The 26,347-nt window shown below is 57.9% G+C and carries 28 protein-coding genes and 4 tRNA genes; all 32 read right to left on the bottom strand.

Annotated features, from left to right (window positions below; translation table 11 throughout):
• Positions 1-9: 9 nt before the first annotated feature.
• Complete coding sequence (gene rplN / locus CAG00_RS22460) at positions 10-378, bottom strand: 50S ribosomal protein L14 (RefSeq protein ID WP_002555479.1); 369 nt, start codon at positions 376-378, stop codon at positions 10-12.
• Between the two features lie 23 nt (positions 379-401).
• Positions 402-668, bottom strand: coding sequence for a 30S ribosomal protein S17 (gene rpsQ / locus CAG00_RS22455; RefSeq protein ID WP_003255478.1), 267 nt, complete (start codon positions 666-668; stop codon positions 402-404).
• 2 nt (positions 669-670) lie between these two features.
• Positions 671-862: a 50S ribosomal protein L29 gene (gene rpmC / locus CAG00_RS22450; protein ID WP_002555481.1), complete on the bottom strand. Its 192-nt coding sequence runs from the start codon at positions 860-862 to the stop codon at positions 671-673.
• Positions 862-1,275, bottom strand: coding sequence for a 50S ribosomal protein L16 (gene rplP, locus CAG00_RS22445; RefSeq protein ID WP_003255479.1), 414 nt, complete (start codon positions 1,273-1,275; stop codon positions 862-864). The genes rpmC and rplP overlap by 1 nt, the downstream gene beginning before the upstream one ends.
• A gap of 12 nt (positions 1,276-1,287) precedes the next feature.
• Positions 1,288-1,974 carry a 30S ribosomal protein S3 gene (gene rpsC, locus CAG00_RS22440; protein ID WP_003255481.1) on the bottom strand — a complete coding sequence of 229 codons (687 nt, stop codon included), beginning with the start codon at positions 1,972-1,974 and terminating at the stop codon, positions 1,288-1,290.
• A gap of 13 nt (positions 1,975-1,987) precedes the next feature.
• Positions 1,988-2,320 carry a 50S ribosomal protein L22 gene (rplV, locus tag CAG00_RS22435; protein ID WP_003103908.1) on the bottom strand — a complete coding sequence of 111 codons (333 nt, stop codon included), beginning with the start codon at positions 2,318-2,320 and terminating at the stop codon, positions 1,988-1,990.
• Between the two features lie 11 nt (positions 2,321-2,331).
• Entirely contained in the window at positions 2,332-2,607 is a 276-nt protein-coding gene (rpsS, locus tag CAG00_RS22430; protein ID WP_003255482.1) for a 30S ribosomal protein S19, read from the bottom strand.
• Positions 2,608-2,623: 16 nt separating this feature from the next.
• Complete coding sequence (rplB, locus tag CAG00_RS22425; RefSeq protein WP_015268750.1) at positions 2,624-3,448, bottom strand: 50S ribosomal protein L2; 825 nt, start codon at positions 3,446-3,448, stop codon at positions 2,624-2,626.
• Between the two features lie 14 nt (positions 3,449-3,462).
• Positions 3,463-3,762 carry a 50S ribosomal protein L23 gene (gene rplW, locus CAG00_RS22420; protein WP_003255484.1) on the bottom strand — a complete coding sequence of 100 codons (300 nt, stop codon included), beginning with the start codon at positions 3,760-3,762 and terminating at the stop codon, positions 3,463-3,465.
• Positions 3,759-4,361: a 50S ribosomal protein L4 gene (gene rplD, locus CAG00_RS22415; RefSeq protein WP_008089819.1), complete on the bottom strand. Its 603-nt coding sequence runs from the start codon at positions 4,359-4,361 to the stop codon at positions 3,759-3,761. Before rplD ends, rplW begins: the two co-directional genes overlap by 4 nt.
• 12 nt (positions 4,362-4,373) lie before the next feature.
• Complete coding sequence (rplC, locus tag CAG00_RS22410) at positions 4,374-5,009, bottom strand: 50S ribosomal protein L3 (protein ID WP_003257089.1); 636 nt, start codon at positions 5,007-5,009, stop codon at positions 4,374-4,376.
• An 80-nt stretch (positions 5,010-5,089) separates the two neighbouring features.
• Entirely contained in the window at positions 5,090-5,401 is a 312-nt protein-coding gene (rpsJ, locus tag CAG00_RS22405; protein ID WP_003186070.1) for a 30S ribosomal protein S10, read from the bottom strand.
• 141 nt (positions 5,402-5,542) lie between these two features.
• On the bottom strand, positions 5,543-6,736 hold the full coding sequence (gene tuf, locus CAG00_RS22400) for an elongation factor Tu (RefSeq protein ID WP_013970626.1): 1,194 nt from the start codon (positions 6,734-6,736) through the stop codon (positions 5,543-5,545).
• Positions 6,737-6,763: 27 nt separating this feature from the next.
• Entirely contained in the window at positions 6,764-8,911 is a 2,148-nt protein-coding gene (gene fusA, locus CAG00_RS22395; protein WP_025337489.1) for an elongation factor G, read from the bottom strand.
• Positions 8,912-8,941: 30 nt separating this feature from the next.
• Complete coding sequence (rpsG, locus tag CAG00_RS22390) at positions 8,942-9,412, bottom strand: 30S ribosomal protein S7 (protein ID WP_003246741.1); 471 nt, start codon at positions 9,410-9,412, stop codon at positions 8,942-8,944.
• A 106-nt stretch (positions 9,413-9,518) separates the two neighbouring features.
• Positions 9,519-9,890 (bottom strand): 30S ribosomal protein S12, encoded by a 372-nt coding sequence (gene rpsL, locus CAG00_RS22385; protein WP_003255492.1) that lies wholly within the window; start codon positions 9,888-9,890, stop codon positions 9,519-9,521.
• A gap of 211 nt (positions 9,891-10,101) precedes the next feature.
• Positions 10,102-14,301, bottom strand: a complete 4,200-nt coding sequence (gene rpoC / locus CAG00_RS22380; protein ID WP_075044428.1) for a DNA-directed RNA polymerase subunit beta' — start codon at positions 14,299-14,301, stop codon at positions 10,102-10,104.
• A gap of 64 nt (positions 14,302-14,365) precedes the next feature.
• A complete protein-coding gene (rpoB, locus tag CAG00_RS22375; RefSeq protein WP_013970631.1) occupies positions 14,366-18,439 on the bottom strand; it encodes a DNA-directed RNA polymerase subunit beta in 4,074 nt (1,357 codons plus the stop codon).
• Between the two features lie 220 nt (positions 18,440-18,659).
• Positions 18,660-19,031 carry a 50S ribosomal protein L7/L12 gene (rplL, locus tag CAG00_RS22370; RefSeq protein WP_013970630.1) on the bottom strand — a complete coding sequence of 124 codons (372 nt, stop codon included), beginning with the start codon at positions 19,029-19,031 and terminating at the stop codon, positions 18,660-18,662.
• Positions 19,032-19,109: 78 nt separating this feature from the next.
• Entirely contained in the window at positions 19,110-19,610 is a 501-nt protein-coding gene (rplJ, locus tag CAG00_RS22365) for a 50S ribosomal protein L10 (protein ID WP_003257082.1), read from the bottom strand.
• 197 nt (positions 19,611-19,807) lie between these two features.
• Positions 19,808-20,503, bottom strand: coding sequence for a 50S ribosomal protein L1 (gene rplA / locus CAG00_RS22360; protein WP_013970629.1), 696 nt, complete (start codon positions 20,501-20,503; stop codon positions 19,808-19,810).
• Positions 20,503-20,934, bottom strand: coding sequence for a 50S ribosomal protein L11 (gene rplK, locus CAG00_RS22355; RefSeq protein WP_003255500.1), 432 nt, complete (start codon positions 20,932-20,934; stop codon positions 20,503-20,505). The genes rplA and rplK overlap by 1 nt, the downstream gene beginning before the upstream one ends.
• A 119-nt stretch (positions 20,935-21,053) precedes the next feature.
• A complete protein-coding gene (nusG, locus tag CAG00_RS22350; protein WP_003255501.1) occupies positions 21,054-21,587 on the bottom strand; it encodes a transcription termination/antitermination protein NusG in 534 nt (177 codons plus the stop codon).
• A 9-nt stretch (positions 21,588-21,596) separates the two neighbouring features.
• The gene (gene secE, locus CAG00_RS22345) at positions 21,597-21,965 is read right to left on the bottom strand and encodes a preprotein translocase subunit SecE (protein WP_003257081.1); all 369 of its coding nucleotides are present in this window, start codon (positions 21,963-21,965) and stop codon (positions 21,597-21,599) included.
• A gap of 44 nt (positions 21,966-22,009) precedes the next feature.
• Positions 22,010-22,085 (bottom strand) — tRNA-Trp (locus CAG00_RS22340).
• 54 nt (positions 22,086-22,139) lie between these two features.
• Positions 22,140-23,333 (bottom strand): elongation factor Tu, encoded by a 1,194-nt coding sequence (gene tuf / locus CAG00_RS22335; RefSeq protein WP_013970626.1) that lies wholly within the window; start codon positions 23,331-23,333, stop codon positions 22,140-22,142.
• Between the two features lie 78 nt (positions 23,334-23,411).
• Positions 23,412-23,487 (bottom strand) — tRNA-Thr (locus CAG00_RS22330).
• 29 nt (positions 23,488-23,516) lie between these two features.
• Positions 23,517-23,590: transfer RNA gene (locus tag CAG00_RS22325), tRNA-Gly, on the bottom strand.
• 24 nt (positions 23,591-23,614) lie between these two features.
• A tRNA-Tyr gene (locus tag CAG00_RS22320) sits at positions 23,615-23,698 on the bottom strand.
• 152 nt (positions 23,699-23,850) lie between these two features.
• On the bottom strand, positions 23,851-24,276 hold the full coding sequence (locus CAG00_RS22315) for a hypothetical protein (protein ID WP_085665364.1): 426 nt from the start codon (positions 24,274-24,276) through the stop codon (positions 23,851-23,853).
• Positions 24,277-24,283: 7 nt separating this feature from the next.
• Positions 24,284-25,033 carry a pantothenate kinase gene (locus CAG00_RS22310; protein WP_085665363.1) on the bottom strand — a complete coding sequence of 250 codons (750 nt, stop codon included), beginning with the start codon at positions 25,031-25,033 and terminating at the stop codon, positions 24,284-24,286.
• Positions 25,023-25,982 (bottom strand): bifunctional biotin--[acetyl-CoA-carboxylase] ligase/biotin operon repressor BirA, encoded by a 960-nt coding sequence (gene birA / locus CAG00_RS22305; protein WP_025337485.1) that lies wholly within the window; start codon positions 25,980-25,982, stop codon positions 25,023-25,025. Before birA ends, CAG00_RS22310 begins: the two co-directional genes overlap by 11 nt.
• Positions 25,983-26,347: the final 365 nt, after the last annotated feature.

The raw sequence follows: 26,347 nt of genomic DNA, 5'->3' as shown, positions 1-26,347 counted from the left end.
CGGATCTCCTTACAGCACTTCAGGGGCGAGCGAGACGATCTTCATGAACTTCTCAGTACGAAGTTCACGGGTCACTGGCCCGAAGATGCGAGTGCCGATCGGCTCTTGCTTGTTGTTCAGCAGAACAGCAGCGTTGCCGTCGAAACGAATGATGGAACCGTCAGCGCGACGAACACCGTGACGGGTGCGCACTACAACAGCGGTCATCACTTGGCCTTTCTTGACCTTACCGCGCGGAATTGCTTCCTTGACGGTTACCTTGATGATGTCACCGATGCCGGCGTAACGGCGGTGCGAACCGCCGAGCACCTTGATGCACATGACGCGACGAGCGCCGCTGTTATCGGCCACATCGAGCATGGATTGAGTCTGAATCATAAAATTTCTCCGACCCCTAGCCCTTAGACTTCAACAGCGCGTTCGAGGACTTCAACCAGTGCCCAGGACTTGGTCTTGGCCAGCGGACGGGTTTCACGGATGGAAACCTTGTCGCCGATCTTGCACTGGTTGGCTTCGTCGTGCGCGTGCAGCTTAGTCGAACGCTTAACGTATTTACCGTAGATCGGGTGCTTTACGCGACGCTCGATCAGAACGGTGATGGTCTTGTCCATTTTGTCGCTGACGACACGGCCAGTCAGCGTACGGACGGTTTTTTCAGCTTCAGCCATGATCACTTACCTGCCTGCTGGTTGAGCACAGTTTTCACGCGAGCGATGTCACGCTTAACTTGCGAGAGCAGGTGCGACTGCCCCAACTGGCCAGTTGCTTTCTGCATACGCAGATTGAACTGGTCGCGCAGCAAGCCGAGCAGTTGCTCATTCAGTTGCTGTGCCGATTTTTCACGAAGTTCATTCGCTTTCATCACATCACCGTCCGCTTAACAAAGGAGGTGGCGAGAGGCAGCTTTGCAGCAGCCAGGGCGAAAGCTTCGCGCGCCAGCTCTTCAGAAACACCCTCGATTTCATACAGGACTTTGCCTGGCTGAATCTGGGCAACCCAGTATTCCACGGAACCCTTACCTTTACCCATACGAACCTCGAGAGGCTTCTTGGAGATCGGCTTGTCCGGGAACACACGGATCCAGATCTTACCGCCACGTTTTACGTGACGGGTCAGCGCACGACGTGCGGACTCGATCTGGCGAGCGGTGAGGCGACCGCGAGCAACAGCTTTCAGGGCGAATTCGCCGAAGCTGACTTTGCTACCGCGCAGTGCCAGACCACGGTTGTGGCCAGTCATCTGCTTGCGGAATTTTGTACGCTTTGGTTGCAACATTTGGCGTACCCCTTACTTAGCAGCTTTTTTACGAGGCGCTGGTGCTTGTGGTTTCAGTTCTTCTTGGCGACCACCAATAACTTCGCCTTTGAAGATCCAAACCTTCACACCGATCACACCGTAAGTGGTGTGAGCTTCGTAGGTGTTGTAGTCGATATCGGCACGCAGGGTGTGCAGAGGCACACGACCTTCGCGATACCACTCGGTACGAGCAATCTCAGCACCGCCGAGACGACCGCTCACCTGGATCTTGATGCCCTTGGCACCAATACGCATGGCGTTCTGTACGGCGCGCTTCATGGCGCGACGGAACATTACGCGGCGTTCCAGCTGCTGAGCTACGCTCTGCGCAACCAGCATAGCGTCGAGTTCCGGCTTGCGGATCTCTTCGATGTTGATGTGCACAGGCACACCCATCTGCTTGGTCAGGTCCTGACGCAGCTTCTCGACATCTTCACCTTTCTTACCGATAACGATACCGGGACGAGCGGTGTGGATGGTGATGCGTGCAGTTTGAGCCGGACGATGAATATCGATACGGCTTACGGACGCGCTTTTTAGTTTGTCCTGGAGGTACTCACGCGTTTTCAGATCCTTCAACAGGTAATCTGCGTAAGTAGCACCGTCTGCGTACCAGACGGAGGTGTGCTCCTTGACGATTCCCAGGCGAATGCCAGTGGGATGTACTTTCTGACCCATCTGATCGACTCCGTTACTTGTCCGCAACCTTGACAGTGATATGGCAAGACCGCTTGACGATGCGATCAGCACGGCCTTTGGCACGTGGCATGATGCGCTTCAGCGAACGCCCTTCGTTGACGAAGACGGTGGAGACCTTCAGGTCATCAACGTCTGCGCCTTCGTTGTGTTCGGCGTTGGCAACGGCCGACTCGAGGACTTTCTTCATGATTTCAGCGGCTTTTTTGCTGCTGAAGGCCAACAGGTTGAGCGCTTCGCCCACCTTCTTCCCGCGGATCTGGTCGGCGACCAAGCGGGCTTTCTGGGCGGAGATGCGAGCGCCCGACAACTTAGCGGCTACTTCCATTTCCTTACCCCTTAACGCTTGGCTTTCTTGTCAGCCACGTGCCCGCGATAGGTGCGGGTACCGGCGAACTCGCCCAGTTTGTGGCCGACCATGTCTTCGTTCACCAGAACTGGGACATGTTGACGACCGTTGTGTACCGCGATGGTCAGACCGACCATTTGTGGCAGGATCATCGAACGGCGCGACCAGGTTTTAACTGGCTTGCGATCGTTCTTCTCCACCGCCACTTCGACCTTCTTCAGCAGGTGAAGATCGATAAAAGGACCTTTTTTCAGAGAACGTGGCACTGTCGTATCCCTCTAGTTACTTGCGACGACGGACGATCATGTTGTCGGTACGCTTATTACCACGGGTCTTCGCACCCTTGGTTGGGAAGCCCCATGGCGATACCGGATGACGACCACCGGAGGTACGACCTTCACCACCACCATGTGGGTGGTCAACCGGGTTCATGGCAACACCACGAACGGTTGGGCGAACGCCGCGCCAGCGTTTGGCACCAGCTTTACCCAGCGAACGCAGGCTGTGCTCGGAGTTCGAGACTTCGCCCAGGGTCGCACGGCACTCAGCCAGTACTTTACGCATCTCACCGGAACGCAGACGCAGAGTCACGTAGACGCCTTCACGAGCGATCAGCTGAGCCGAAGCACCAGCGGAACGAGCGATCTGAGCACCTTTACCCGGCTTCAGTTCGATGCCGTGAATGGTGCTACCTACTGGGATGTTGCGCAGCTGCAGGGAGTTACCGGCCTTGATTGGGGCCAGGGCACCTGCGATCAGCTGGTCGCCAGCGCTCACGCCTTTAGGGGCGATGATGTAGCGACGCTCACCGTCTGCGTAGCACAGCAGGGCGATGTGAGCAGTACGGTTCGGGTCGTATTCGATACGCTCGACAGTGGCTGGGATGCCATCTTTGTCGTTGCGACGGAAGTCGACCAGACGGTAATGCTGCTTATGACCACCACCAACGTGACGAGTGGTGATGCGGCCATTGTTGTTACGACCACCAGACTTCGATTTCTTCTCGATCAGCGGTGCGTGAGGAGCGCCTTTGTGCAGCTCCTGGTTGACCACCTTGACCACGAAACGGCGGCCAGGGGAAGTCGGTTTGCATTTAACGATTGCCATGATGCACCCCTTCCTTACTCAGCACTGCTGCTGAAATCGAGATCTTGGCCTGGCTGAAGGGAGACGATCGCCTTCTTCCAGTCATTACGCTTGCCCAGACCACGTGCGGTACGCTTGGTTTTACCCAGAACGTTAACAGTCGACACGTTTTCAACTTTTACGTTGAACAGGCCTTCGACAGCTTTCTTGATTTCCAGCTTGGTTGCATCGGTAGCAACCTTGAATACGAACTGGCCTTTTTTCTCAGCCAGAACGGTAGCCTTCTCGGAAACGTGCGGGCCAAGGAGGACTTTGAATACGCGTTCCTGGTTCATCCCAGCAGCTCCTCGAATTTCTTCACGGCCGAGACAGTGATCAACACTTTCTCGTATGCGATCAGACTGACCGGGTCGGAACCTTGTACGTCACGTACGTCGACGTGCGGCAGGTTGCGAGCAGCCAGGTACAGGTTCTGATCAACAGCGTCGGAAACGATCAGTACGTCGTTCAGACCCATGCCGTTCAGCTTGTTCAGCAGATCTTTGGTTTTCGGTGCTTCAACAGCGAAGTCCTGAACCACGACCAGACGGTCGCTACGCACCAGCTCAGCGAGGATGGAGCGCAGGGCTGCGCGATACATCTTCTTGTTGAGCTTCTGCGAGTGATCTTGAGGGCGAGCTGCGAAGGTTACACCACCGCCACGCCAGATCGGACCACGAGTGGTACCAGCACGAGCACGGCCAGTACCCTTCTGACGCCATGGGCGCTTACCGCCACCAGCCACGTCGGAACGGGTCTTCTGCTGCTTGGTGCCCTGACGGCCGCCGGCCATATAGGCCACGACTGCTTGGTGTACCAGCGTCTCGTTGAATTCGCCACCGAAAGTCAGTTCGGAAACTTCGATCGCCTGAGCGTCATTTACATTGAGTTGCATGTCAGTTTCCCCTTAACCGCGAGCCTTGACAGCTGGACGTACAACCACGTCGCCGCCAGTAGCGCCTGGAACGGCACCCTTGACCAGCAGCAGGTTGCGCTCAGCGTCTACGCGAACTACTTCCAGGGACTGAACAGTCACGCGCTCGGCGCCCATGTGACCGGACATTTTCTTGCCCTTGAACACACGACCAGGAGTCTGGCACTGGCCGATGGAACCTGGGACACGGTGCGACACGGAGTTACCGTGGGTGTTGTCCTGGCCACGGAAGTTCCAGCGCTTGATGGTACCGGCGAAGCCTTTACCTTTGGACTGACCAGTAACGTCTACCAGCTGGCCTGCAGTGAAGAGTTCAGCTTTGATCAGATCGCCAGCCTGGAAATCGCCTTCTTCAAGACGGAACTCCCAGACACCGCGACCAGCGGCAACGTTGGCCTTGGCGAAGTGACCTGCCTGAGCGGCAGTCACACGCGAAGCACGACGCTCGCCGACAGTGACTTGCACTGCACGGTAGCCATCGGTTTCTTCAGTTTTGAACTGGGTGACACGATTCGGCTCGATCTCGATGACCGTGACCGGAATGGAGACACCTTCTTCGGTGAAAATGCGGGTCATACCGCACTTGCGACCGATTACACCAATAGTCATGTTGTAAACCTCATGAGTGTACGGGGCTTTCACCCGCTATGGCCGCCCATTTCAGAGCGTTACACGACCAGACCGAAGTCTTAGCCGAGGCTGATCTGTACTTCCACACCTGCCGCCAGATCAAGCTTCATCAGCGCGTCAACGGTTTTATCCGTTGGCTGGACGATGTCCAGAACACGCTTATGAGTGCGAATCTCGTACTGGTCACGCGCGTCTTTGTTGACGTGCGGGGAGACCAGAACGGTGAAACGCTCTTTGCGGGTAGGCAGTGGAATTGGACCACGCACTTGTGCACCAGTACGTTTCGCGGTTTCCACGATTTCCTGGGTGGATTGGTCGATCAGGCGATGGTCGAAAGCCTTCAACCTGATACGGATTTGCTGATTTTGCATTGGATTTCAGACTCCAGGCTGTTCCCAACGGACGCACTACGCCCGCTAAAAGGAGGCGTGATTCTATAGACGCCCCAATTTAGTGTCAACCCAATAAAAAAAACCCCCGCTGAGCGGGGGTTTTTTCAATCGGTCGAGTGATTACTCGATGATTTTGGCTACGACGCCGGCGCCGACGGTACGACCGCCTTCACGGATAGCGAAGCGCAGACCGTCTTCCATTGCGATGGTCTTGATCAGGGTGACAGTCATCTGAATGTTGTCACCTGGCATTACCATTTCAACGCCTTCCGGCAGTTCGCAGTTACCGGTCACGTCAGTGGTACGGAAGTAGAACTGAGGACGGTAGCCTTTGAAGAACGGAGTGTGACGACCGCCTTCTTCCTTCGACAGAACGTAGACTTCTGCGGTGAACTTGGTGTGCGGCTTGACCGAACCTGGCTTGACCAGAACCTGGCCACGCTCAACGTCGTCACGCTTGGTACCACGCAGCAGAACGCCGCAGTTCTCGCCAGCACGACCTTCGTCCAGCAGCTTGCGGAACATCTCAACACCGGTGCAGGTGGTGGTGGTGGTGTCACGCAGACCAACGATTTCCAGCGGATCCTGAACGCGGACGATACCACGCTCGATACGACCGGTAACAACGGTACCACGACCCGAGATCGAGAATACGTCTTCGATCGGCATCAGGAACGGCTGGTCAACGGCACGAACTGGCTCAGGGATGTAGGCATCCAGAGTTTCTACCAGCTTCTTGACAGCGGTAGTACCCATTTCGTTGTCGTCTTTGCCTTCCAGGGCCATACGAGCCGAACCGATGATGATCGGGGTGTCGTCGCCTGGGAAGTCGTAGGTGGACAGCAGGTCGCGAACTTCCATCTCGACCAGTTCCAGCAGCTCGGCGTCGTCTACCAGGTCAGCCTTGTTCAGGAAGACCACGATGTAAGGAACGCCTACCTGACGGGACAGCAGGATGTGCTCACGGGTTTGTGGCATCGGACCATCGGCGGCCGAGCAAACCAGGATCGCGCCGTCCATCTGGGCAGCACCGGTGATCATGTTCTTCACGTAGTCAGCGTGACCTGGGCAGTCAACGTGAGCGTAGTGACGAATGTTCGAGTTGTACTCGACGTGAGCGGTGTTGATGGTGATACCGCGCGCTTTTTCTTCCGGAGCCGAGTCGATCTTGTCGAACTCAACGACTGCCGAACCGAAAACTTCGGAGCAGACGCGAGTCAGAGCTGCGGTCAGAGTGGTCTTACCGTGGTCAACGTGGCCGATGGTGCCGACGTTAACGTGGGGAAGGGAACGATCAAATTTTTCTTTAGCCACGACAGTGAACCTCTTGCCTAAAGGGGATTAGCCTTGTTTTTTAACGAGTGCTTCGACGATGTTCGACGGAGCTTCGGCGTATTTGGAGAATTCCATGGAGTAGCTTGCGCGACCCTGAGACATGGAACGAACGTCGGTTGCGTAACCGAACATTTCTCCGAGCGGAACTTCAGCGCGGACGACACGGCCAGAGACCGACTCATCCATACCCTGGACCAGACCACGACGACGGTTCAGGTCACCCATCACGTCACCCAGGTAGTCTTCCGGGGTTACAACTTCGACCTTCATGATCGGCTCGAGAACCACGCCACCGCCCTTCTGGGCCAGTTGCTTGGTTGCCATCGAAGCAGCGATCTTGAACGCCATTTCGTTGGAGTCGACGTCGTGGTACGAACCGTCGAATACCGCGGCCTTCAGGCCGATCAGAGGATAGCCGGCAACAACGCCGTTCTTCATCTGCTCTTCGATACCCTTCTGGATCGCAGGGATGTATTCCTTAGGAATCACACCACCAACGACTTCGTTGGCAAACACCAGACCTTCGGTGATGTTGCCCTTGTCGTCCTGATCCGGCTCCGAGAAACGGATCCAGCAGTGACCGAACTGACCACGACCGCCCGACTGACGAACGAACTTGCCTTCGATCTCGACGTTGGACTTGGTGATCTTCTCGCGGTACGAAACCTGCGGCTTGCCGATGTTGGCTTCGACGTTGAACTCGCGCTTCATGCGGTCAACGAGGATGTCCAGGTGCAGCTCACCCATACCGGAGATGATGGTCTGACCAGTTTCTTCGTCGGTCTTGACGCGGAACGACGGGTCTTCCTGGGCCAGCTTGCCCAGTGCGATACCCATCTTCTCCTGGTCAGCCTTGGTTTTCGGCTCTACGGAGAGCGAAATCACAGGCTCTGGGAAGTCCATACGCTCGAGGATGATCGGCTTGTCGGCGTTGCACAGGGTGTCACCAGTGGTGACGTCCTTCATGCCGATCAGAGCGGCGATGTCGCCCGCACGTACTTCTTTGATCTCTTCACGCTGGTTGGCGTGCATCTGCACCATACGACCAACGCGCTCTTTCTTGCCCTTGACCGAGTTGATGACGGAGTCACCGGAGGTCAGGAAGCCCGAGTAAACGCGAACGAAGGTCAGAGTACCAACGAACGGGTCGGTGGCAATCTTGAACGCCAGAGCCGAGAACGGCTCGTTGTCGTCAGCGTGACGCTCGTCGAACTGCTCTGGCTTGACTTCGTCCTTCGGCACGTCGATCAGGTCAGGGTGGATACCCTTGATCGCCGGGATTTCGGTCGGAGCAGGCAGGAAGTCGATCACGGCGTCGAGAACCAGGGGAACGCCCTTGTTCTTGAACGACGAACCGCAGACAGCCGGAACGATCTCGCTGGCCAGGGTGCGCGCGCGCAGGCCTGCCTTGATTTCCTCGACGGTCAGCTCACCTTCTTCAAGGTACTTGTTCATCAGCTCTTCGTTGGCTTCGGCGGCGGCTTCAACCATGTTGTTGCGCCACTCGTTAGCCAGCTCGACCATATCCGCAGGAATTTCTTCCTCGCGGTAGGTGGTGCCCTTGTCGTCTTCGTTCCAGTAGATGGCTTTCATCTTGATCAGGTCGACCTGACCCTGGAAGTCGTCTTCTGCACCGATAGCCAGCTGGACCGGAACCGGGGTGTGACCCAGGCGGTTCTTGATCTGACCGACAACGCGCAGGAAGTTGGCACCAGCACGGTCCATCTTGTTCACGTATACAACACGTGGAACGCCGTACTTGTTGGCCTGACGCCATACGGTTTCGGACTGCGGCTCAACGCCGGAGGTACCGCAGAACACAACGACCGCGCCGTCGAGTACACGCAGCGAACGCTCTACTTCAATGGTGAAGTCAACGTGGCCGGGGGTATCGATGACGTTTACGCGGTAGTTGTCGTACTGACCACGGGAACCTTTCCAGAAGGTGGTAACGGCAGCGGAGGTAATGGTGATACCGCGCTCCTGCTCCTGCACCATCCAGTCGGTGGTCGCGGCGCCGTCGTGCACCTCGCCCATCTTGTGGCTCAGACCTGTGTAGAACAGGATCCGCTCGGTAGTGGTAGTCTTGCCCGCGTCAACGTGGGCGCAGATACCGATGTTACGGTAGCGGTTAATTGCTGTAGTACGAGCCATAAAGCCCTCGCAAAATGATTGATGCTTGAATTAGAAGCGGTAGTGCGAGAACGCTTTGTTGGCCTCGGCCATACGGTGCACGTCTTCACGCTTCTTGACTGCAGCACCCTTGCCTTCAGCAGCATCCAGCAGCTCGCCGGCCAGGCGCAGAGCCATCGACTTCTCGCCGCGCTTGCGGGCGTAGTCTACGAGCCAGCGCATTGCCAGAGCGTTACGACGGGATGGACGAACTTCAACCGGAACCTGGTAAGTGGCACCGCCGACACGGCGGGACTTAACTTCGACCAGCGGAGCGATGGCGTCGAGAGCTTTCTCGAAGATTTCCAGGGGGTCGCTGTTCTTGCGAGCTTTGACGGTATCCAGGGCACCGTAAACGATGCGCTCGGCTACGGCCTTCTTGCCGCTTTCCATCACGTGGTTCATGAACTTGGCGAGGATTTGGGATCCGTACTTCGGATCGTCAAGGATCTCACGTTTTGCTGCTACACGACGTCTTGGCATGATAAGCCCTCAAACGGTCTTCAGGTTAGCCCGGGACCAGGTCATTCGACCTACGCCCGACCTTACTCTTATCGACTCAAAAAAATGGATGTCTGCAAACGACCGATTACTTCGGACGCTTGGTACCGTACTTCGAACGACCCTGGTTACGGCCTTTAACGCCCGAAGTATCCAGAGAGCCGCGAACGGTGTGGTAACGAACACCTGGCAAGTCTTTTACACGGCCGCCACGGATCAGGACGACGCTGTGCTCTTGCAGGTTGTGGCCTTCACCACCGATGTACGAGGAAACCTCGAAACCGTTGGTCAGACGCACACGGCATACTTTACGCAGTGCCGAGTTAGGTTTTTTCGGCGTGGTGGTGTACACGCGGGTGCACACGCCACGACGCTGCGGGCAGTTCTGCAGCGCAGGAACGTCGGACTTCTCGACCGAACGCTTACGCGGCTGACGTACCAGCTGGTTGATAGTTGCCATCTACTAGCTCCACTGATTGTCTTGCGACTCTATTGTCTTGCAAGAAAGCCAAAAATTGGCGAGACGGAGCCTCACCAAATTTAAGGGTACAAAAGTCTAAAGAGGATCTTGCACCCAGTCAAGACGAGGCCCCGGCCCTCCCCGCCCGATCATCGGCAACATTTCATGTCGCCGCTGATCGCTCGGGGCTTGCCGGGGCCCTGCCCTGTACTTAGTTACCGCTGGAGTTCAGCGCTTCGGTCAGTGCGGCTTCCACCTCACTGGCGCTCACACGCAGCGGCTTGTCGGCATCACGGCGACGCTTGCGCTCGCTGTGGTAGGCCAGACCAGTACCGGCCGGGATCAGACGACCCACGACCACGTTCTCTTTCAGGCCGCGCAGGTAGTCGCGCTTGCCGGTTACCGCCGCTTCGGTCAGTACGCGGGTGGTTTCCTGGAAGGAAGCCGCGGAGATGAACGACTCGGTCGACAGCGACGCCTTGGTGATACCCAGCAGCACGCGGGTGAACTTGGAGATGAACTTGTCCTCGGCGGCGAGACGCTCGTTCTCTACCAGTACCTGGGTCAGTTCCATCTGGTCGCCCTTGATGAAGCTGGAATCGCCCGACTCGGAGATCTCGACCTTGCGCAGCATCTGACGCAGGATGGTCTCGATGTGCTTGTCGTTGATCTTAACGCCTTGCAGACGATAAACGTCCTGGATCTCGTTGACGATGTACTTCGCCAGCGCGCTCACACCCAGCAGACGCAGGATGTCGTGCGGATCGCTCGGGCCGTCGGAGATAACTTCGCCGCGGTTTACCTGTTCGCCTTCGAAGACGTTCAGGTGGCGCCACTTCGGAATCAGCTCTTCGTACGGATCGCTACCGTCGGTCGGGGTGATGACCAGACGACGCTTGCCTTTGGTCTCCTTGCCGAACGCGATGGTGCCGCTGACTTCAGCCAGAATCGAGGCCTCTTTCGGACGGCGCGCTTCGAACAGGTCGGCAACACGCGGCAGACCACCGGTGATGTCACGGGTCTTAGACGTTTCTTGCGGGATACGCGCGATAACGTCACCAACACCGATCTGAGCACCGTCAGCCACGCCGACGAGGGCGTTAGCCGGCAGGAAGTACTGGGCAGGTACGTCGGTACCTGGCAGGTACAGGTCCTTGCCAGCGGCGTCGACCATCTTGATTGCCGGACGGATTTCCTTGCCTGCGGCAGGGCGATCCTTGACGTCCAGTACTTCAATGTTGGTCAAGCCGGTCAGCTCATCGGTCTGACGCTTGATGGTGATGTTTTCTTCCATGCCCACGAAGGTCACGGTACCTTTCAGCTCGGTAACGATCGGGTGGGTGTGCGGGTCCCACTTGGCGACGATGGCGCCAGCTTCGACCTTGTCACCTTCCTTGACCGAAATCACCGCACCGTAAGGCAGCTTGTAACGCTCACGCTCGCGGCCAAATTCGTCGGCGATGGCCAACTCACCCGAACGCGATACGGCAACCAGGTTGCCATCGGCACGCTCAACCTGCTTGAGGTTGTGCAGACGCACCATACCGCCGTTCTTCACCTGGACGCTGTCGGCAGCCGAAGTACGGCTTGCAGCACCACCGATGTGGAACGTACGCATGGTCAGCTGGGTACCCGGCTCACCGATCGACTGGGCGGCGATAACGCCGACAGCTTCACCGATGTTCACCTGGTGACCGCGAGCCAGGTCACGGCCGTAGCACTTGGCGCAAATGCCGTAGCGGGTTTCGCAGTTGATCGGCGAACGCACGATCACTTCGTCGATGCTGTTCAGCTCGATGAACTCGACCCACTTCTCGTCGACCAGGGTACCGGCCGGAACGATGACGTCCTCGGTGCCTGGCTTGAACACGTCACGGGCGATGACACGACCCAGTACACGCTCACCCAGCGGCTCTACAACGTCGCCGCCTTCGATGTGCGGAGTCATCAGCAGACCCTGGTCGGTACCGCAGTCGATCTCGGTAACCACCAGATCCTGGGCAACGTCTACCAGACGACGAGTCAGGTAACCGGAGTTCGCAGTCTTCAGTGCGGTATCCGCCAGACCCTTACGAGCACCGTGGGTCGAAATGAAGTACTGCAGAACGCTCAGACCTTCACGGAAGTTCGCCGTGATCGGCGTCTCGATGATGGAGCCGTCCGGCTTGGCCATCAGGCCACGCATACCGGCCAGCTGACGGATCTGGGCTGCGGAACCCCGCGCACCGGAGTCAGCCATCATGTACATCGAGTTGAAGGACTCTTGCTCGACTTCCTTGCCTTCGCGGTCAATGACCTTCTCTTTCGAGAGGTTGGCCATCATCGCCTTGGACACTTCGTCGTTCGCCTTCGACCACAAGTCGATGACCTTGTTGTACTTCTCGCCCTGGGTTACCAGGCCGGAGGCGTACTGGCTCTCGATTTCCTTCACTTCGTCGGTAGCGGTACCGATGATGCGAGCTTTCTCGTCCGGGATAACGAAGTCGTTAACACCGATCGAAACGCCGGAAATGGTCGAGTACGCGAAACCGGTGTACATCAACTGGTCAGCGAAGATTACGGTCTCTTTCAGACCAACCACGCGGTAGCACTGGTTGATCAGCTTGGAGATCGCCTTCTTCTTCATCGGCTGGTTGACCACGTCGTACGGCAGGCCTGCCGGTACAACCTGGAACAGCAGCGCACGGCCGACGGTGGTGTCGACGATGCGGGTGTTCTTGACCACGGAACCGTCACGCTCTTTCACGGTTTCGTTGATACGAACCTTGATTTTCGCGTGCAGGGCAGCCTCGCCGGCGCGGAATACGCGGTCGACTTCCTGCAGGTCGGCGAACACGCGACCTTCGCCCTTGGCGTTGATGGCCTCACGGGTCATGTAGTACAGACCCAGTACCACGTCCTGCGACGGAACGATGATTGGCTCACCGTTGGCTGGCGACAGGATGTTGTTGGTCGACATCATCAGCGCGCGCGCTTCGAGCTGTGCTTCCAGGGTCAGCGGCACGTGAACGGCCATCTGGTCACCGTCGAAGTCGGCGTTGTACGCGGCGCAGACCAGCGGGTGCAGCTGGATAGCCTTACCTTCGATCAGAACCGGTTCAAATGCCTGGATACCCAGACGGTGCAGGGTCGGTGCACGGTTGAGCAGCACGGGGTGTTCGCGGATCACCTCGGCGAGTACGTCCCACACCTCTGGCAGCTCGCGCTCGACCATCTTCTTGGCAGCCTTGATGGTGGTCGCCAGACCACGCATTTCCAGCTTGCCGAAAATGAACGGCTTGAACAGCTCGAGGGCCATCTTCTTCGGCAGACCGCACTGGTGCAGACGCAGGGTCGGGCCTACGGTAATTACCGAACGGCCAGAGTAGTCCACACGCTTACCGAGCAGGTTCTGACGGAAGCGACCTTGCTTACCTTTGATCATGTCGGCCAGGGACTTCAGCGGACGCTTGTTCGAGCCAGTGATGGCGCGACCGCGACGGCCGTTGTCCAGCAGGGCGTCGACCGCTTCCTGCAGCATGCGCTTTTCGTTGCGCACGATGATGTCCGGCGCCGACAGATCCAGCAGGCGCTTCAGACGGTTGTTACGGTTGATCACCCGACGATACAGGTCGTTCAGGTCGGAGGTCGCGAAGCGGCCGCCATCCAGCGGTACCAGCGGACGCAGGTCCGGCGGCAGCACTGGCAGGACGGTCAGGACCATCCACTCAGGCAGGTTGCCCGAACCCTGGAACGCTTCCATCAGCTTCAGGCGCTTGGACAGCTTCTTGATCTTGGTTTCCGAGTTGGTCTGCGGAATCTCTTCGCGCAGGCGACCGATCTCGTGCTCCAGGTCGATAGCGTGCAGCAGCTCGCGGACAGCCTCGGCACCCATGCGGGCGTCGAAGTCATCACCGAACTCTTCCAGCGCTTCGAAGTACTGCTCGTCGTTCAGCAGCTGGCCTTTTTCCAGGGTGGTCATGCCCGGGTCGATAACGACGTAGCTCTCGAAGTAGAGCACGCGCTCGATGTCACGCAGGGTCATGTCCATCAGCAGGCCGATACGGGACGGCAGCGACTTCAGGAACCAGATGTGGGCAACCGGCGAGGCCAGTTCGATGTGCGCCATGCGCTCACGACGAACTTTTGCCAGGGCAACTTCAACGCCGCACTTCTCGCAGATCACGCCGCGGTGCTTGAGGCGCTTGTACTTGCCGCACAGGCACTCGTAGTCCTTGACTGGGCCAAAGATCTTGGCGCAGAACAGGCCGTCACGCTCAGGCTTGAACGTACGGTAGTTGATGGTTTCCGGCTTCTTAACTTCACCGAACGACCACGAACGGATCATTTCAGGCGACGCCAGACCGATGCGGATGGCGTCGAACTCTTCGACTTGACCCTGGTTTTTCAGCAAATTCAGTAGGTCTTTCAAGGCCTTTCCTCCTGGCGGAGCAGGGAGCGGGCATTACCTGCCCCACTCCCCTTCGCGTCACGTGTTATTCGGTTTCCAGATCGATATCGATACCGAGCGAACGGATCTCTTTGATCAACACGTTGAAGGACTCGGGCATGCCCGGCTCCATACGGTGATCGCCATCCACGATGTTCTTGTACATCTTGGTACGGCCGTTCACGTCGTCCGACTTCACTGTGAGCATTTCTTGCAGGGTGTATGCCGCGCCGTATGCTTCCAGCGCCCACACTTCCATCTCCCCGAAACGCTGACCACCGAACTGCGCCTTACCACCCAGCGGCTGCTGGGTAACCAGGCTGTAGGAACCAGTGGAACGCGCGTGCATCTTGTCGTCCACCAAGTGGTTCAGCTTGAGCATGTACATGTAACCAACGGTCACAGGACGCTCGAACTTGTTGCCGGTACGGCCATCGAACAGCACCATCTGGCCGCTCTCTGGCAGGTCGGCCAGCTTCAGCATGGCCTTGATCTCGCGCTCCTTGGCACCGTCGAAGACCGGGGTAGCCATTGGCACGCCCTTCTTCAGGTTGTGGGCCAGGGCCAGGATCTCTTCGTCGGTGAACTCGTCCAGGTTTTCCTGACGACCGCCGATCTCGTTGTAGACCTCGGTCAGGAACACGCGCAGCTCAGCGGCCTTGCGCTGCTCTTCGATCATGCGGTCGATCTTCTCGCCCAGCCCCTTGGCCGCCAGGCCCAGGTGGGTTTCGAGGATCTGACCGACGTTCATACGCGAAGGTACACCCAGCGGGTTCAGTACGACATCGACCGGAGTACCGTTGGCGTCGTGCGGCATGTCTTCGACCGGCATGATTACCGAGACGACACCCTTGTTACCGTGACGACCGGCCATCTTGTCACCCGGCTGGATGCGACGACGGATTGCCAGGTAAACCTTGACGATCTTCAGTACGCCCGGTGCCAGGTCATCACCCTGCTGCAGCTTGCGCTTCTTGTCTTCGAACTTGTCGTCCAGCAGACGGCGACGATCGACGATGTACTGCTGAGCCTTTTCCAGCTGCTCGTTCAGTGCATCTTCGGCCATGCGCAGTTTGAACCACTGGCCGTGCTCCAGACCGTCCAGTACTTCGTCAGTGATCACGGTACCTTTCTTCAGGCCCGCGCCACCGTCGACCACCTGGCCGTTCAGGGCAGAACGCAGACGCTCGAAGGTTGCACCTTCGACGATGCGGAACTCTTCGTTGAGGTCCTTGCGGATCTCGTCCAGCTGCATCTTCTCGATGGCCAGGGCGCGGCTGTCACGCTCGACGCCATCACGGGTGAAGACCTGTACGTCGATGACGGTACCCTTGGTGCCGGTTGGCACGCGCAGGGAGGTGTCCTTAACGTCGCTGGCCTTCTCACCGAAGATTGCGCGCAGCAGTTTTTCTTCCGGAGTCAGCTGGGTTTCGCCTTTTGGCGTTACCTTGCCGACCAGGATGTCGCCAGCGCCGACTTCGGCACCCACGTAGACGATACCGGCTTCGTCCAGCTTGTTCAGTGCGGCTTCACCCACGTTCGGGATGTCCGCAGTGATTTCCTCTGGGCCAAGCTTGGTGTCACGCGCCACACAGGTCAGTTCCTGGATGTGGATGGTGGTGAAGCGGTCTTCCTGGACCACACGCTCGGACAGGCAGATGGAGTCTTCGAAGTTGAAGCCGTTCCACGCCATGAACGCGATGCGCATGTTCTGACCCAGTGCCAGTTCACCCATGTCAGTGGACGGGCCGTCGGCCATGATGTCGCCACGCTGAACCTTGTCACCTTTGCTCACCAGCGGACGCTGGTTGATGCAGGTGTTCTGGTTCGAACGGGTGTACTTGGTCAGGTTGTAGATATCCACACCTGCTTCGCCGGTTTCAACTTCGTCGTCAGCAACGCGAACAACGATACGGCTGGCGTCGACCGAGTCGATCACGCCACCGCGGCGAGCAACCACGCAGACACCGGAGTCACGGGCAACGTTGCGCTCCATGCCGGTACCTACCAGCGGCTTGTCGGCGCGCAGGGTCGGCACAGCCTGACGCTGCATGTTCGAACCCATCAATGCACGGTTGGCGTCGTCGTGCTCGAGGAACGGAATCAGCGACGCAGCGACGGAAACAACCTGCTTCGGCGAAACGTCCATCAGGGTGACGTCTTCCGGCGCCTTGACGGTGAATTCGTTCAGGTGACGAACAGCTACCAGCTCATCGATCAGCTGCTTCTTCTCGTTCATCGCGGCCGAAGCCTGGGCGATGACGTGATCCGCCTCTTCAATGGCCGACAGGAACACGATGTCGTCGCTGACCACGCCTTCCTTCACCACGCGGTACGGGCTTTCCAGGAAGCCGTACTGGTTGGTGCGGGCATAGGCAGCCAGGGAGTTGATCAGACCGATGTTCGGACCTTCAGGGGTCTCGATCGGGCACACACGGCCGTAGTGGGTCGGGTGTACGTCACGGACTTCGAAGCCGGCACGCTCACGGGTCAGACCACCTGGGCCGAGTGCGGAGACGCGGCGCTTGTGGGTAATCTCGGAGAGCGGGTTGTTCTGGTCCATGAACTGGGACAGCTGGCTGGAGCCGAAGAACTCTTTCACCGCCGCCGCAACCGGCTTGGCGTTGATCAGGTCTTGCGGCATCAGGCCTTCGCTTTCCGCCATCGACAGGCGTTCCTTGACCGCGCGCTCGACACGCACCAGGCCAACGCGGAACTGGTTCTCGGCCATCTCGCCGACGCAACGTACGCGACGGTTACCCAGGTGGTCGATGTCGTCGACGATGCCTTTGCCGTTACGGATGTCGACCAGGGTCTTCAGAACCTCGACGATATCTTCCTTGCTCAGCACGCCCGAACCTTCGATCTCGGTACGACCGATACGACGGTTGAACTTCATGCGGCCAACGGCGGACAGGTCGTAACGCTCGGCGCTGAAGAACAGGTTGTTGAACAGGGTCTCGGCAGCATCCTTGGTTGGCGGCTCGCCAGGACGCATCATGCGGTAGATCTCGACCAGGGCTTCCAGCTGGTTGCTGGTGGTGTCGATCTTCAGGGTATCGGAGATGAACGGACCGCAATCAATGTCGTTGGTGTACAGGGTCTCGATACGGACAACCTGTGCCTTGGCGACCTTGATCAGCAGTTCGGTGGTCATCTCGGTGTTGCATTCGGCCAGGATCTCGCCGGTAGCCGGATGCACGATGGCCTTGGCGGTAGTGCGGCCCAGGACGTATTCCATAGGAACGTCCAGCTGCTTGACGCCGGCCTTCTCGAGCTGGTTGATGTGGCGCGCGGTAATACGGCGGCCCTGCTCGACGATGACTTTGCCGGTTTCGTCATGGATATCCATGACTGCAACCTCACCACGCAGACGCTGAGGTACCAGTTCCAGGCTGAGCTTCTCGCCGGAAATGTGGAACACGTTGGTGGTGTAGAAGGTGTTCAGCACTTCTTCAGTGCTGTAACCCAGGGCACGCAGCAGCACCGAGGCCGGCAGTTTGCGGCGACGGTCGATACGTACGAACACGCAGTCCTTCGGGTCGAACTCGAAGTCCAGCCAGGAGCCGCGGTAAGGGATGATGCGAGCGGAGTACAGCAGCTTGCCGGAGCTGTGAGTCTTGCCACGGTCGTGGTCGAAGAACACACCAGGCGAACGGTGCAGCTGGGAAACGATCACACGCTCGGTACCGTTGATAACGAAGGTACCGTTCTCAGTCATCAGGGGAATTTCACCCATGTAGACTTCTTGCTCTTTGATGTCCTTGATCGCTTTGTTCGACGATTCCTTGTCGAAGATGATCAGGCGCACTTTGACCCGCAGTGGGACCGCGAAGGTCACGCCACGCAGGACACATTCCTTCACATCGAAGGCGGGTTCGCCCAGGCGATAGCCTACGTACTCCAGGGCAGCATTGCCGGAGTAGCTGATGATCGGGAATACCGATTTGAAGGCCGCGTGCAGGCCGACGTCGCGGAACTGATCCTTGGATGCTCCCGCTTGCAGGAATTCGCGATACGAATCCAGCTGGATGGCCAGGAGGTAAGGCACATCCATGACGTCCGGCAACTTGCTAAAGTCCTTGCGGATACGTTTTTTCTCAGTGTATGAGTAAGCCATCAGCGTTCCCCAGCTTGGTCACCTGCTTGTTTGGCTTCTCCCGGCGGGAGCAGCCAGAAAATCGTGCAAACCCCTTGGTTTGCGCCACCCACATGGGTGTCTTGCAGCTTGTTATCGGGGCCGGCCTGACCGGCCACCAATAACGGAAAAAGGCCGGTGGCATAAGCCACCAGCCATCAGCCCTTCGCTCAACGCTCGGACTGGAGTCGCAAGGTCGAGATTACTTCAGCTCGACTTTAGCGCCAGCTTCTTCCAGCTTCTTCTTCGCGTCTTCAGCGGCTTCTTTCGAAACGCCTTCAGCGATAACCTGAGGAGCGCCGTCGACTTTCTCTTTGGCTTCTTTCAGGCCCAGACCGGTCAGTTCACGAACGGCCTTGATCACGTTTACTTTCTTGTCGCCAGCTTCGGTCAGAACGACGTTGAACTCGGTCTGTTCTTCAACAGCGGCAGCAGCGCCAGCGGCTGGGCCAGCGGCAACAGCGGCAGCAGCGGTAACGCCGAAGGTTTCTTCCATCGCTTTGATCAGTTCAACAATTTCCAGAACAGTTTTCTGGCCGATTGCTTCGATGATTTGCTCGTTAGTCAGAGACATGACTTCAATCCTGTATTGGGGTGACAGCCTACGCAGCCATCAAATTAAACGTATGATTTTGAAAGAGTTGCGCGTGCCTTAGGCAGCAGCAGCTTCTTTCTGGTCGCGCAGAGCTGCCAGGGTACGAGCCAGCTTGCTGGTTGCACCTTGGATTACGCTCATCAGCTGTGCGATAGCCTCGTCGCGAGTTGGCAGGGTTGCCAGCACGTCGATCTGGTTAGCGGCAAGGAACTTGCCGTCAAACGCAGCTGCCTTGATCTCGAACTTGTCCTGACCCTTGGCGAACTCTTTGAACAGACGAGCAGCAGCGCCCGGGTGTTCGTTGGAGAAAGCAATCAGGGTCGGGCCTTTGAACGCGTCGTTGAGGATCGAGAATTCGGTGCCTTCAACAGCGCGCTTCAGCAGGGTGTTACGTACGACACGTACGTAAACGCCAGCTTCGCGGGCCTCTTTACGGAGTCCGGTCATTGCGCCTACAGTCACACCACGGGCATCAGCCACGACAGCGGACAGAGCGACTTTGGCAGCCTCGTTGACTTCAGCGACGATGGCCTTCTTGTCTTCGAGTTTAATTGCCACGGGTTTACTCCTGGTTTTTACCGTTTCATCTGGCCGGAGCCGGATGTCGTTTTGGTGTCTGATTCGGTAACGAATCGGGAGCACCATCTGCGTGGGCTGGTGTTTTAAGGCTTGCGCCGCCTACGGTCTTGGATAGCCCCCGCCAGGCAGGGACCCCAATTTTTGCTGGTGGCGCGACAGGTCGCGCCACCATGTTCTTACACGTTCAGCGAGCTCTGATCGATGACCAGACCTGGGCCCATGGTGGTGCTCAGGGTAACGCGCTTGACGTAGATACCTTTCGAGGAAGCTGGCTTGATACGCTTCAGATCAGCGATCAGGGCTTCAACGTTTTCCTTCAGCTTGCCGGCTTCGAAGCCGACCTTGCCAACGGAGGTGTGGATGATACCGTTCTTGTCGGTACGGTAGCGAACCTGACCAGCCTTGGCGTTCTTGACGGCGCCGGCTACGTCTGGGGTCACGGTACCAACTTTCGGGTTAGGCATCAGACCGCGAGGGCCCAGAACCTGACCCAGCTGACCTACAACGCGCATGGCATCAGGCGATGCGATAACGACGTCATAGTTCAGGTCGCCGCCTTTCATTTCGGCAGCCAGATCGTCCATACCTACGCGGTCAGCGCCGGCAGCCAGAGCGGCTTCAGCAGCTGGACCCTGGGTGAAGACAGCAACGCGAACGGTCTTGCCAGTGCCGTGCGGCAGCACGGTAGCGCTGCGTACGACCTGGTCGGATTTACGCGGGTCAACACCGAGGTTAACGGCGATGTCGTAGGATTCTACGAACTTGGCAGCCGGCAGCGAAGCCAGCAGAGTGGCCGCTTCTTCGAAGTTGTAGGCCTTGCCTGCTTCGATTTTCTCGGCGATTGCCTTTTGGCGTTTGGTCAGCTTAGCCATTACACACCCTCCACGTTCAGGCCCATGCTGCGGGCAGAGCCAGCGATGGTGCGTACAGCAGCGTCCAGGTCAGCGGCAGTCAGATCAGCCTGTTTAGCTTTGGCGATGTCTTCCAGCTGAGCACGGGTAACGGTACCGACTTTAACGGTGTTCGGGCGAGCCGAACCACTGGTCAGGCCAGCAGCTTTCTTCAGCAGAACCGAGGCAGGGGTGCTCTTGGTCTCGAAGGTGAAGCTACGGTCGCTGTAGACAGTGATGATCACAGGAGTCGGCAGGCCGGCTTCTTGACCCTGGGTACGGGCGTTGAAGGCCTTGCAGAATTCCATGATGTTCACACCGTGTTGACCCAGTGCTGGACCAACGGGTGGGCTTGGGTTGGCCTGGCCGGCCTTAACTTGCAGCTTGATGTAAGCCTGAATCTTCTTAGCCATGAGCTACTCCAAAATCGGGTACGAACGCCTGCTGGCTCCCCGGATGACTTGCGTTTTATCCCAGTGACGACAAAACCCCGCAGCACACAGGGCTGCGGGGTATGGGATGCTTCGTCCGCCTAGACCTTTTCGACCTGGCTGAACTCGAGCTCCACCGGAGTAGAGCGACCGAAAATGAGCACCGCTACCTGCAGGCGACTCTTTTCGTAGTTAACCTCTTCGACACTACCATTGAAGTCAGCGAACGGACCGTCAATGACTCGAACCACTTCACCCGGCTCGAACAGCGTCTTCGGCTTCGGCTTGTCGCTACCGTCGGCAACGCGACGCAGGATAGCCTCTGCTTCTTTATCGGTGATCGGCGCAGGCTTGTCTGCGGTGCCACCAATAAAGCCCATCACACGAGGGGTGTCCTTGACCAAGTGCCAAGTCCCTTCGTTCATCTCCATCTGGACCAGTACATAGCCAGGGAAGAATTTACGCTCACTCTTGCGCTTTTGGCCGTTGCGCATTTCGACGACTTCTTCGGTCGGGACCAGGATCTCGCCGAAACCGTCTTCCATGCCAGCCAGCTTGACGCGCTCGATCAGGGAGCGCATTACATGCTTCTCGTAACCCGAGTAAGCATGCACAACATACCAACGCTTAGCCACGGGACACCTTTAGCCAACGATCAAGGAGACCGCCCAGCCGAGCAGGGAATCAAGACCCCACAGCAGCAGTGCCATAACCAGCACGACAGCCACGACAATCAGCGTGGTCTGGGTGGTTTCCTGGCGGGTCGGCCACACGACTTTACGAATCTCGGTACGAGCTTCCTTCGCCAGCGCAAAGAACGACTTGCCCTTCGCAGTCTGCAGAGCTACAAAGCCCGCGACAGCAGCCAGGACGAGAAGTGCGAGGACGCGATACAGGATCGGGGAGGCGGAGTAATACTGGTTACCCACTACACCGACAACCACCAAAGCCACTACAGCCAGCCACTTGAACAGATCAAAACGCGATTCTTGGGCTTCAGTTTTGGGAGTCATCGAGGAGGATCCTGTGAGAAGAAAGCCATCACACCGAGGTGAAATGGCAGGTCAGGAGGGAATCGAACCCCCAACCTACGGTTTTGGAGACCGTCGCTCTGCCAATTGAGCTACTGACCTGTAACGCTGTATCAGGCCGGCCATTATACCGGCCTGATCAAGTAAATCAACTACTTATTCAATAATTTTTGCTACGACGCCGGCGCCGACGGTACGACCGCCTTCACGGATAGCGAAGCGCAGACCGTCTTCCATTGCGATGGTCTTGATCAGGGTAACAGTCATCTGAATGTTGTCACCTGGCATTACCATTTCAACGCCTTCCGGCAGTTCGCAGTTACCGGTCACGTCAGTGGTACGGAAGTAGAACTGAGGACGGTAGCCTTTGAAGAACGGAGTGTGACGACCGCCTTCTTCCTTCGACAGAACGTAGACTTCTGCGGTGAACTTGGTGTGCGGCTTGACCGAACCTGGCTTGACCAGAACCTGGCCACGCTCAACGTCGTCACGCTTGGTACCACGCAGCAGAACGCCGCAGTTCTCGCCAGCACGACCTTCGTCCAGCAGCTTGCGGAACATCTCAACACCGGTGCAGGTGGTGGTGGTGGTGTCACGCAGACCAACGATTTCCAGCGGATCCTGAACGCGGACGATACCACGCTCGATACGACCGGTAACAACGGTACCACGACCCGAGATCGAGAATACGTCTTCGATCGGCATCAGGAACGGCTGGTCAACGGCACGAACTGGCTCAGGGATGTAGGCATCCAGAGTTTCTACCAGCTTCTTGACAGCGGTAGTACCCATTTCGTTGTCGTCTTTGCCTTCCAGGGCCATACGAGCCGAACCGATGATGATCGGGGTGTCGTCGCCTGGGAAGTCGTAGGTGGACAGCAGGTCGCGAACTTCCATCTCGACCAGTTCCAGCAGCTCGGCGTCGTCTACCAGGTCAGCCTTGTTCAGGAAGACCACAATGTAAGGAACGCCTACCTGACGGGACAGCAGGATGTGCTCACGGGTTTGTGGCATCGGACCATCGGCGGCCGAGCAAACCAGGATCGCGCCGTCCATCTGGGCAGCACCGGTGATCATGTTCTTCACGTAGTCAGCGTGACCTGGGCAGTCAACGTGAGCGTAGTGACGAATGTTCGAGTTGTACTCGACGTGAGCGGTGTTGATGGTGATACCGCGCGCTTTTTCTTCCGGAGCCGAGTCGATCTTGTCGAACTCAACGACTGCCGAACCGAAAACTTCGGAGCAGACGCGAGTCAGAGCTGCGGTCAGAGTGGTCTTACCGTGGTCAACGTGGCCGATAGTGCCGACGTTAACGTGGGGAAGGGAACGATCAAACTTTTCCTTAGCCATCGATACAATCCTCCGCAGAAGAAATAGTCTTGCGCTGATAAAACAAAGGCAGATATTTTCATATCTGCCTTGTTTATATGGAGCTCTTGAGCGGACTTGAACCGCTGACCTCACCCTTACCAAGGGTGTGCTCTACCAACTGAGCTACAAGAGCGAAACACTTTGTGCAAAATCCAGCAAACTTGGAGCGGGTAGCGGGAATCGAACCCGCATCATCAGCTTGGAAGGCTGAGGTTCTACCACTAAACTATACCCGCGGAGCTTGCGGCTCTCGCTAAAACTGGTGGAGGGAGAAGGATTCGAACCTTCGAAGCTCTCGCAACGGATTTACAGTCCGTCCCCTTTGACCGCTCGGGAATCCCTCCAGATGTGGCCGGCATTCTATTTGTCTGCCGCCCTAGTGTCAAGCGTTTTTTCAAATTTTTTCAATCAAATCTGAAACTTAGCTGCTTTGACACCGCTTCCAGTTCTGCCACCTGAGTGGTGTTCCCTGTGAAGCGGGCGCCATTCTATCAAGCTATTCGCCAGTTGCAATACCCTGGCAGAAAATAATTTTGTGTTTTAAGTCTTTGAAATCGTTGGAAAGAGTCGCGAGCACGGTTTGGTCCAGCAAACGCTCGCTTTCCGGGGCAACCTTGAGCCAACGACCATCCGCCCCTGGCAGCTGCCCCACCACCGGCAGCGTGGCAATATCCAGGCTCAACAGGCGCTGACGCAGTGCATCGAGCTGGCCCTGCCCCATCACGCCACCGACCACCAGGCACTCATCCCGGCGCTTGGGTGGCGCCGACATCCCCGTTTCGCGCAACAGGCGGATTTCTTGCTGATTCCCCTTGTACAGCGATAGGGGCGCGACTTCCTTGACCTTCAGCGGGGCTTCCTGCTGGTGCCACACGTAATAGAAGACGTTGAGCACCAGTAACAGCAGAAACAACCAACGCATAGGCACCTCAATCCAATGGGCAGGCCATAGCCAGGCCTACGAAAACCAGGTCAGGCACGACACGCGCCTGGGGCACGGCCTCCCTAACCAGCGGCGCATCGCCACCTGTGAGGAACACCGTGAAATCGTCCCCCCACAACGCACGCGCCTGCTCGAGCTGGGTACGCGCAAAACCCTGGAGCATCAACACGCAACCGCGCTCGACCGCCTCGACCGTCGAGCGACCTGGCGCCAGGCTGGCCAATGCACGCTCGGCCGAGGCATCGTCATAACGGATACGCCGGGTGTGAGTACGCAACTGGCTACGCATCAATGGCATACCCGGGCAGATGTAGCCACCCAGGTGCTCACCGTCCGCCGCAACGAAATCCGCTTTGGCAGCGGTGCCCAGGTCAATGACCAGGCAAGCGCCCTTGGCCAGGTGAAATGCTCCCAGCGCCGCCAACCAACGGTCCATGCCCAGGCGCTGGTGGTCGTCATAGCCATTGCGCACACCCGCCATTTCCTGAGCCGGGTGCGCCACGCGCGCTTGCACGGCAAATGCCTGGGCAACCACCGCGCAAAGCGCATCGGTTTCTTCCTCACTGCGCACACTGACAATACGGCAGCCGGTCAGACGTACCGAAGCCAGTGCAGCCACTTCGGCCACCAGCGCCTGATCGGAGTCGACGATACCGCCGCTTTCAATAGCTGCATCAGCGACGTGGATTACCCGCCACTTGATGAAGCTGTTACCGCAATCGAGCTCAAGAATCATCACGCAACCTCAAACTGAGCTCACCACCACTGAAGCTCTTTTCCACCCCGTCCACCTCAAGGCGCAAGCCGCCCTGCCCGTCGACGCCAAGAACCACGCCATCAATACGCGTGCTACCGGCAACCAGAGAAACATTGCGCCCCTGCCAGAGGTGCGCCTGCTCCCATTCTTCCTGGAATGCGGCAAACCCGTAGCGACGATGCCGTGCCAATTCGTGCTGCAATTGCTGACTGAGCAACGCTACCAGCCGGTTACGGTCGACTGCCGCCCCTACTTCGCGGCGCATCGAGGTCCACACCTGGTCGACCTGATCGTTGACCTGCATGTTCACATTGATGCCGATACCCAGCACCACATGACAGACATCTGCCGGGTCACCCACCAACTCCAGGAGGATACCGGTGATCTTCTGCCCGCGAACGAGGACATCGTTGGGCCATTTGAGCCCCACATCCTTAACCCCAAACGCCTGCAGGGTACGCATTACCGCCAACCCCACCACCAGGCTCAAGCCCTCGAGCTGGCGCATGCCGCCATCCACACGGAGTACCAGGCTGTAATAGAGGTTTTCGGCAAACGGGCTGACCCACTGCCGACCGCGACGACCACGGCCGGCGCTCTGGCGCTCGGCCAGGACCAGGAATGGAGCGTTCTGCCCTTCCCCGGCGAGCCGCAGGCCTTCGGCATTTGTCGAGTCGATGGTTTCGTGGATGAAAACGGGCCACTGCTCGCCTTCGGCAAACCCGGCAATCGCTTGTGCATCGAGCAAAGCCAGTGGCGCCGCCAACTGATAGCCGCGACCACGAACCTTGTGAATGGTGAGGTTCAGTTCGCTCTCCAGGTGCTGCAGCTGCTTCCAAACGGCGCTGCGACTTACCCCGAGGGCCGACCCCAGAGCTTCTCCGGAATGGAACCGACCATCCTTGAGGAGATTCAACAACTTCAGCATGCCAGTCTCGACTTGGAATAAGGCAGGCATGATAGCTATGGGCTGTTGGCTTGCATAGGAAAAGGGCTGCCGGCGGGGTGAAGGCCACTTCCACAGCATACCCTGGACCCGCGCCATACCTGTGGGAGCGGCTTTAGCCGCGAAGCGGGCGACGCGGTGGATGGCACCGGCTATGCCGGTGTTTGCGGGTGAACCCGCTCCCACAGAGGCGGGTTGTGCAGGCCTGGGATTTTTTTTGCCAGAAAGACAAAACCCCTACCTGCATACGCAGATAGGGGTTTTGCGAAATGAATCTTGACGATGACCTACTCTCACATGGGGAAACCCCACACTACCATCGGCGATGCATCGTTTCACTGCTGAGT

Source organism: Pseudomonas sp. B5(2017) (genome assembly GCF_002112825.1).
Lineage (GTDB): Bacteria > Pseudomonadota > Gammaproteobacteria > Pseudomonadales > Pseudomonadaceae > Aquipseudomonas > Aquipseudomonas putida_Z.
Note: the sequence above shows the minus strand (reverse complement) of the source record. Positions and strands in the feature narration are given on the sequence as shown.

What these genes read in the sequence shown, in the direction of transcription:
- rplW (WP_003255484.1), bottom strand. Translation starts at nt 3,762, where the DNA reads ATGAACCAGGAACGCGTATTCAAAGTCCTCCTTGGCCCGCACGTTTCC.
- rplC (WP_003257089.1), bottom strand. Translation starts at nt 5,009, where the DNA reads ATGACTATTGGTGTAATCGGTCGCAAGTGCGGTATGACCCGCATTTTC.
- rpsL (WP_003255492.1), bottom strand. Translation starts at nt 9,890, where the DNA reads ATGGCAACTATCAACCAGCTGGTACGTCAGCCGCGTAAGCGTTCGGTC.
- rplD (WP_008089819.1), bottom strand. Translation starts at nt 4,361, where the DNA reads ATGCAACTCAATGTAAATGACGCTCAGGCGATCGAAGTTTCCGAACTG.
- rplL (WP_013970630.1), bottom strand. Translation starts at nt 19,031, where the DNA reads ATGTCTCTGACTAACGAGCAAATCATCGAAGCAATCGGCCAGAAAACT.
- secE (WP_003257081.1), bottom strand. Translation starts at nt 21,965, where the DNA reads ATGACTCCCAAAACTGAAGCCCAAGAATCGCGTTTTGATCTGTTCAAG.
- rplB (WP_015268750.1), bottom strand. Translation starts at nt 3,448, where the DNA reads ATGGCAATCGTTAAATGCAAACCGACTTCCCCTGGCCGCCGTTTCGTG.
- rpsC (WP_003255481.1), bottom strand. Translation starts at nt 1,974, where the DNA reads ATGGGTCAGAAAGTACATCCCACTGGCATTCGCCTGGGAATCGTCAAG.
- fusA (WP_025337489.1), bottom strand. Translation starts at nt 8,911, where the DNA reads ATGGCTCGTACTACAGCAATTAACCGCTACCGTAACATCGGTATCTGC.
- tuf (WP_013970626.1), bottom strand. Translation starts at nt 23,333, where the DNA reads ATGGCTAAGGAAAAGTTTGATCGTTCCCTTCCCCACGTTAACGTCGGC.
- rpoB (WP_013970631.1), bottom strand. Translation starts at nt 18,439, where the DNA reads ATGGCTTACTCATACACTGAGAAAAAACGTATCCGCAAGGACTTTAGC.
- rplP (WP_003255479.1), bottom strand. Translation starts at nt 1,275, where the DNA reads ATGTTGCAACCAAAGCGTACAAAATTCCGCAAGCAGATGACTGGCCAC.
- rpsQ (WP_003255478.1), bottom strand. Translation starts at nt 668, where the DNA reads ATGGCTGAAGCTGAAAAAACCGTCCGTACGCTGACTGGCCGTGTCGTC.
- rplN (WP_002555479.1), bottom strand. Translation starts at nt 378, where the DNA reads ATGATTCAGACTCAATCCATGCTCGATGTGGCCGATAACAGCGGCGCT.
- rpsJ (WP_003186070.1), bottom strand. Translation starts at nt 5,401, where the DNA reads ATGCAAAATCAGCAAATCCGTATCAGGTTGAAGGCTTTCGACCATCGC.
- rplK (WP_003255500.1), bottom strand. Translation starts at nt 20,934, where the DNA reads ATGGCTAAGAAGATTCAGGCTTACATCAAGCTGCAAGTTAAGGCCGGC.
- CAG00_RS22315 (WP_085665364.1), bottom strand. Translation starts at nt 24,276, where the DNA reads ATGCGTTGGTTGTTTCTGCTGTTACTGGTGCTCAACGTCTTCTATTAC.
- rpsG (WP_003246741.1), bottom strand. Translation starts at nt 9,412, where the DNA reads ATGCCAAGACGTCGTGTAGCAGCAAAACGTGAGATCCTTGACGATCCG.
- birA (WP_025337485.1), bottom strand. Translation starts at nt 25,982, where the DNA reads ATGCTGAAGTTGTTGAATCTCCTCAAGGATGGTCGGTTCCATTCCGGA.
- rpmC (WP_002555481.1), bottom strand. Translation starts at nt 862, where the DNA reads ATGAAAGCGAATGAACTTCGTGAAAAATCGGCACAGCAACTGAATGAG.
- rplV (WP_003103908.1), bottom strand. Translation starts at nt 2,320, where the DNA reads ATGGAAGTAGCCGCTAAGTTGTCGGGCGCTCGCATCTCCGCCCAGAAA.
- CAG00_RS22310 (WP_085665363.1), bottom strand. Translation starts at nt 25,033, where the DNA reads ATGATTCTTGAGCTCGATTGCGGTAACAGCTTCATCAAGTGGCGGGTA.
- rplA (WP_013970629.1), bottom strand. Translation starts at nt 20,503, where the DNA reads ATGGCTAAGCTGACCAAACGCCAAAAGGCAATCGCCGAGAAAATCGAA.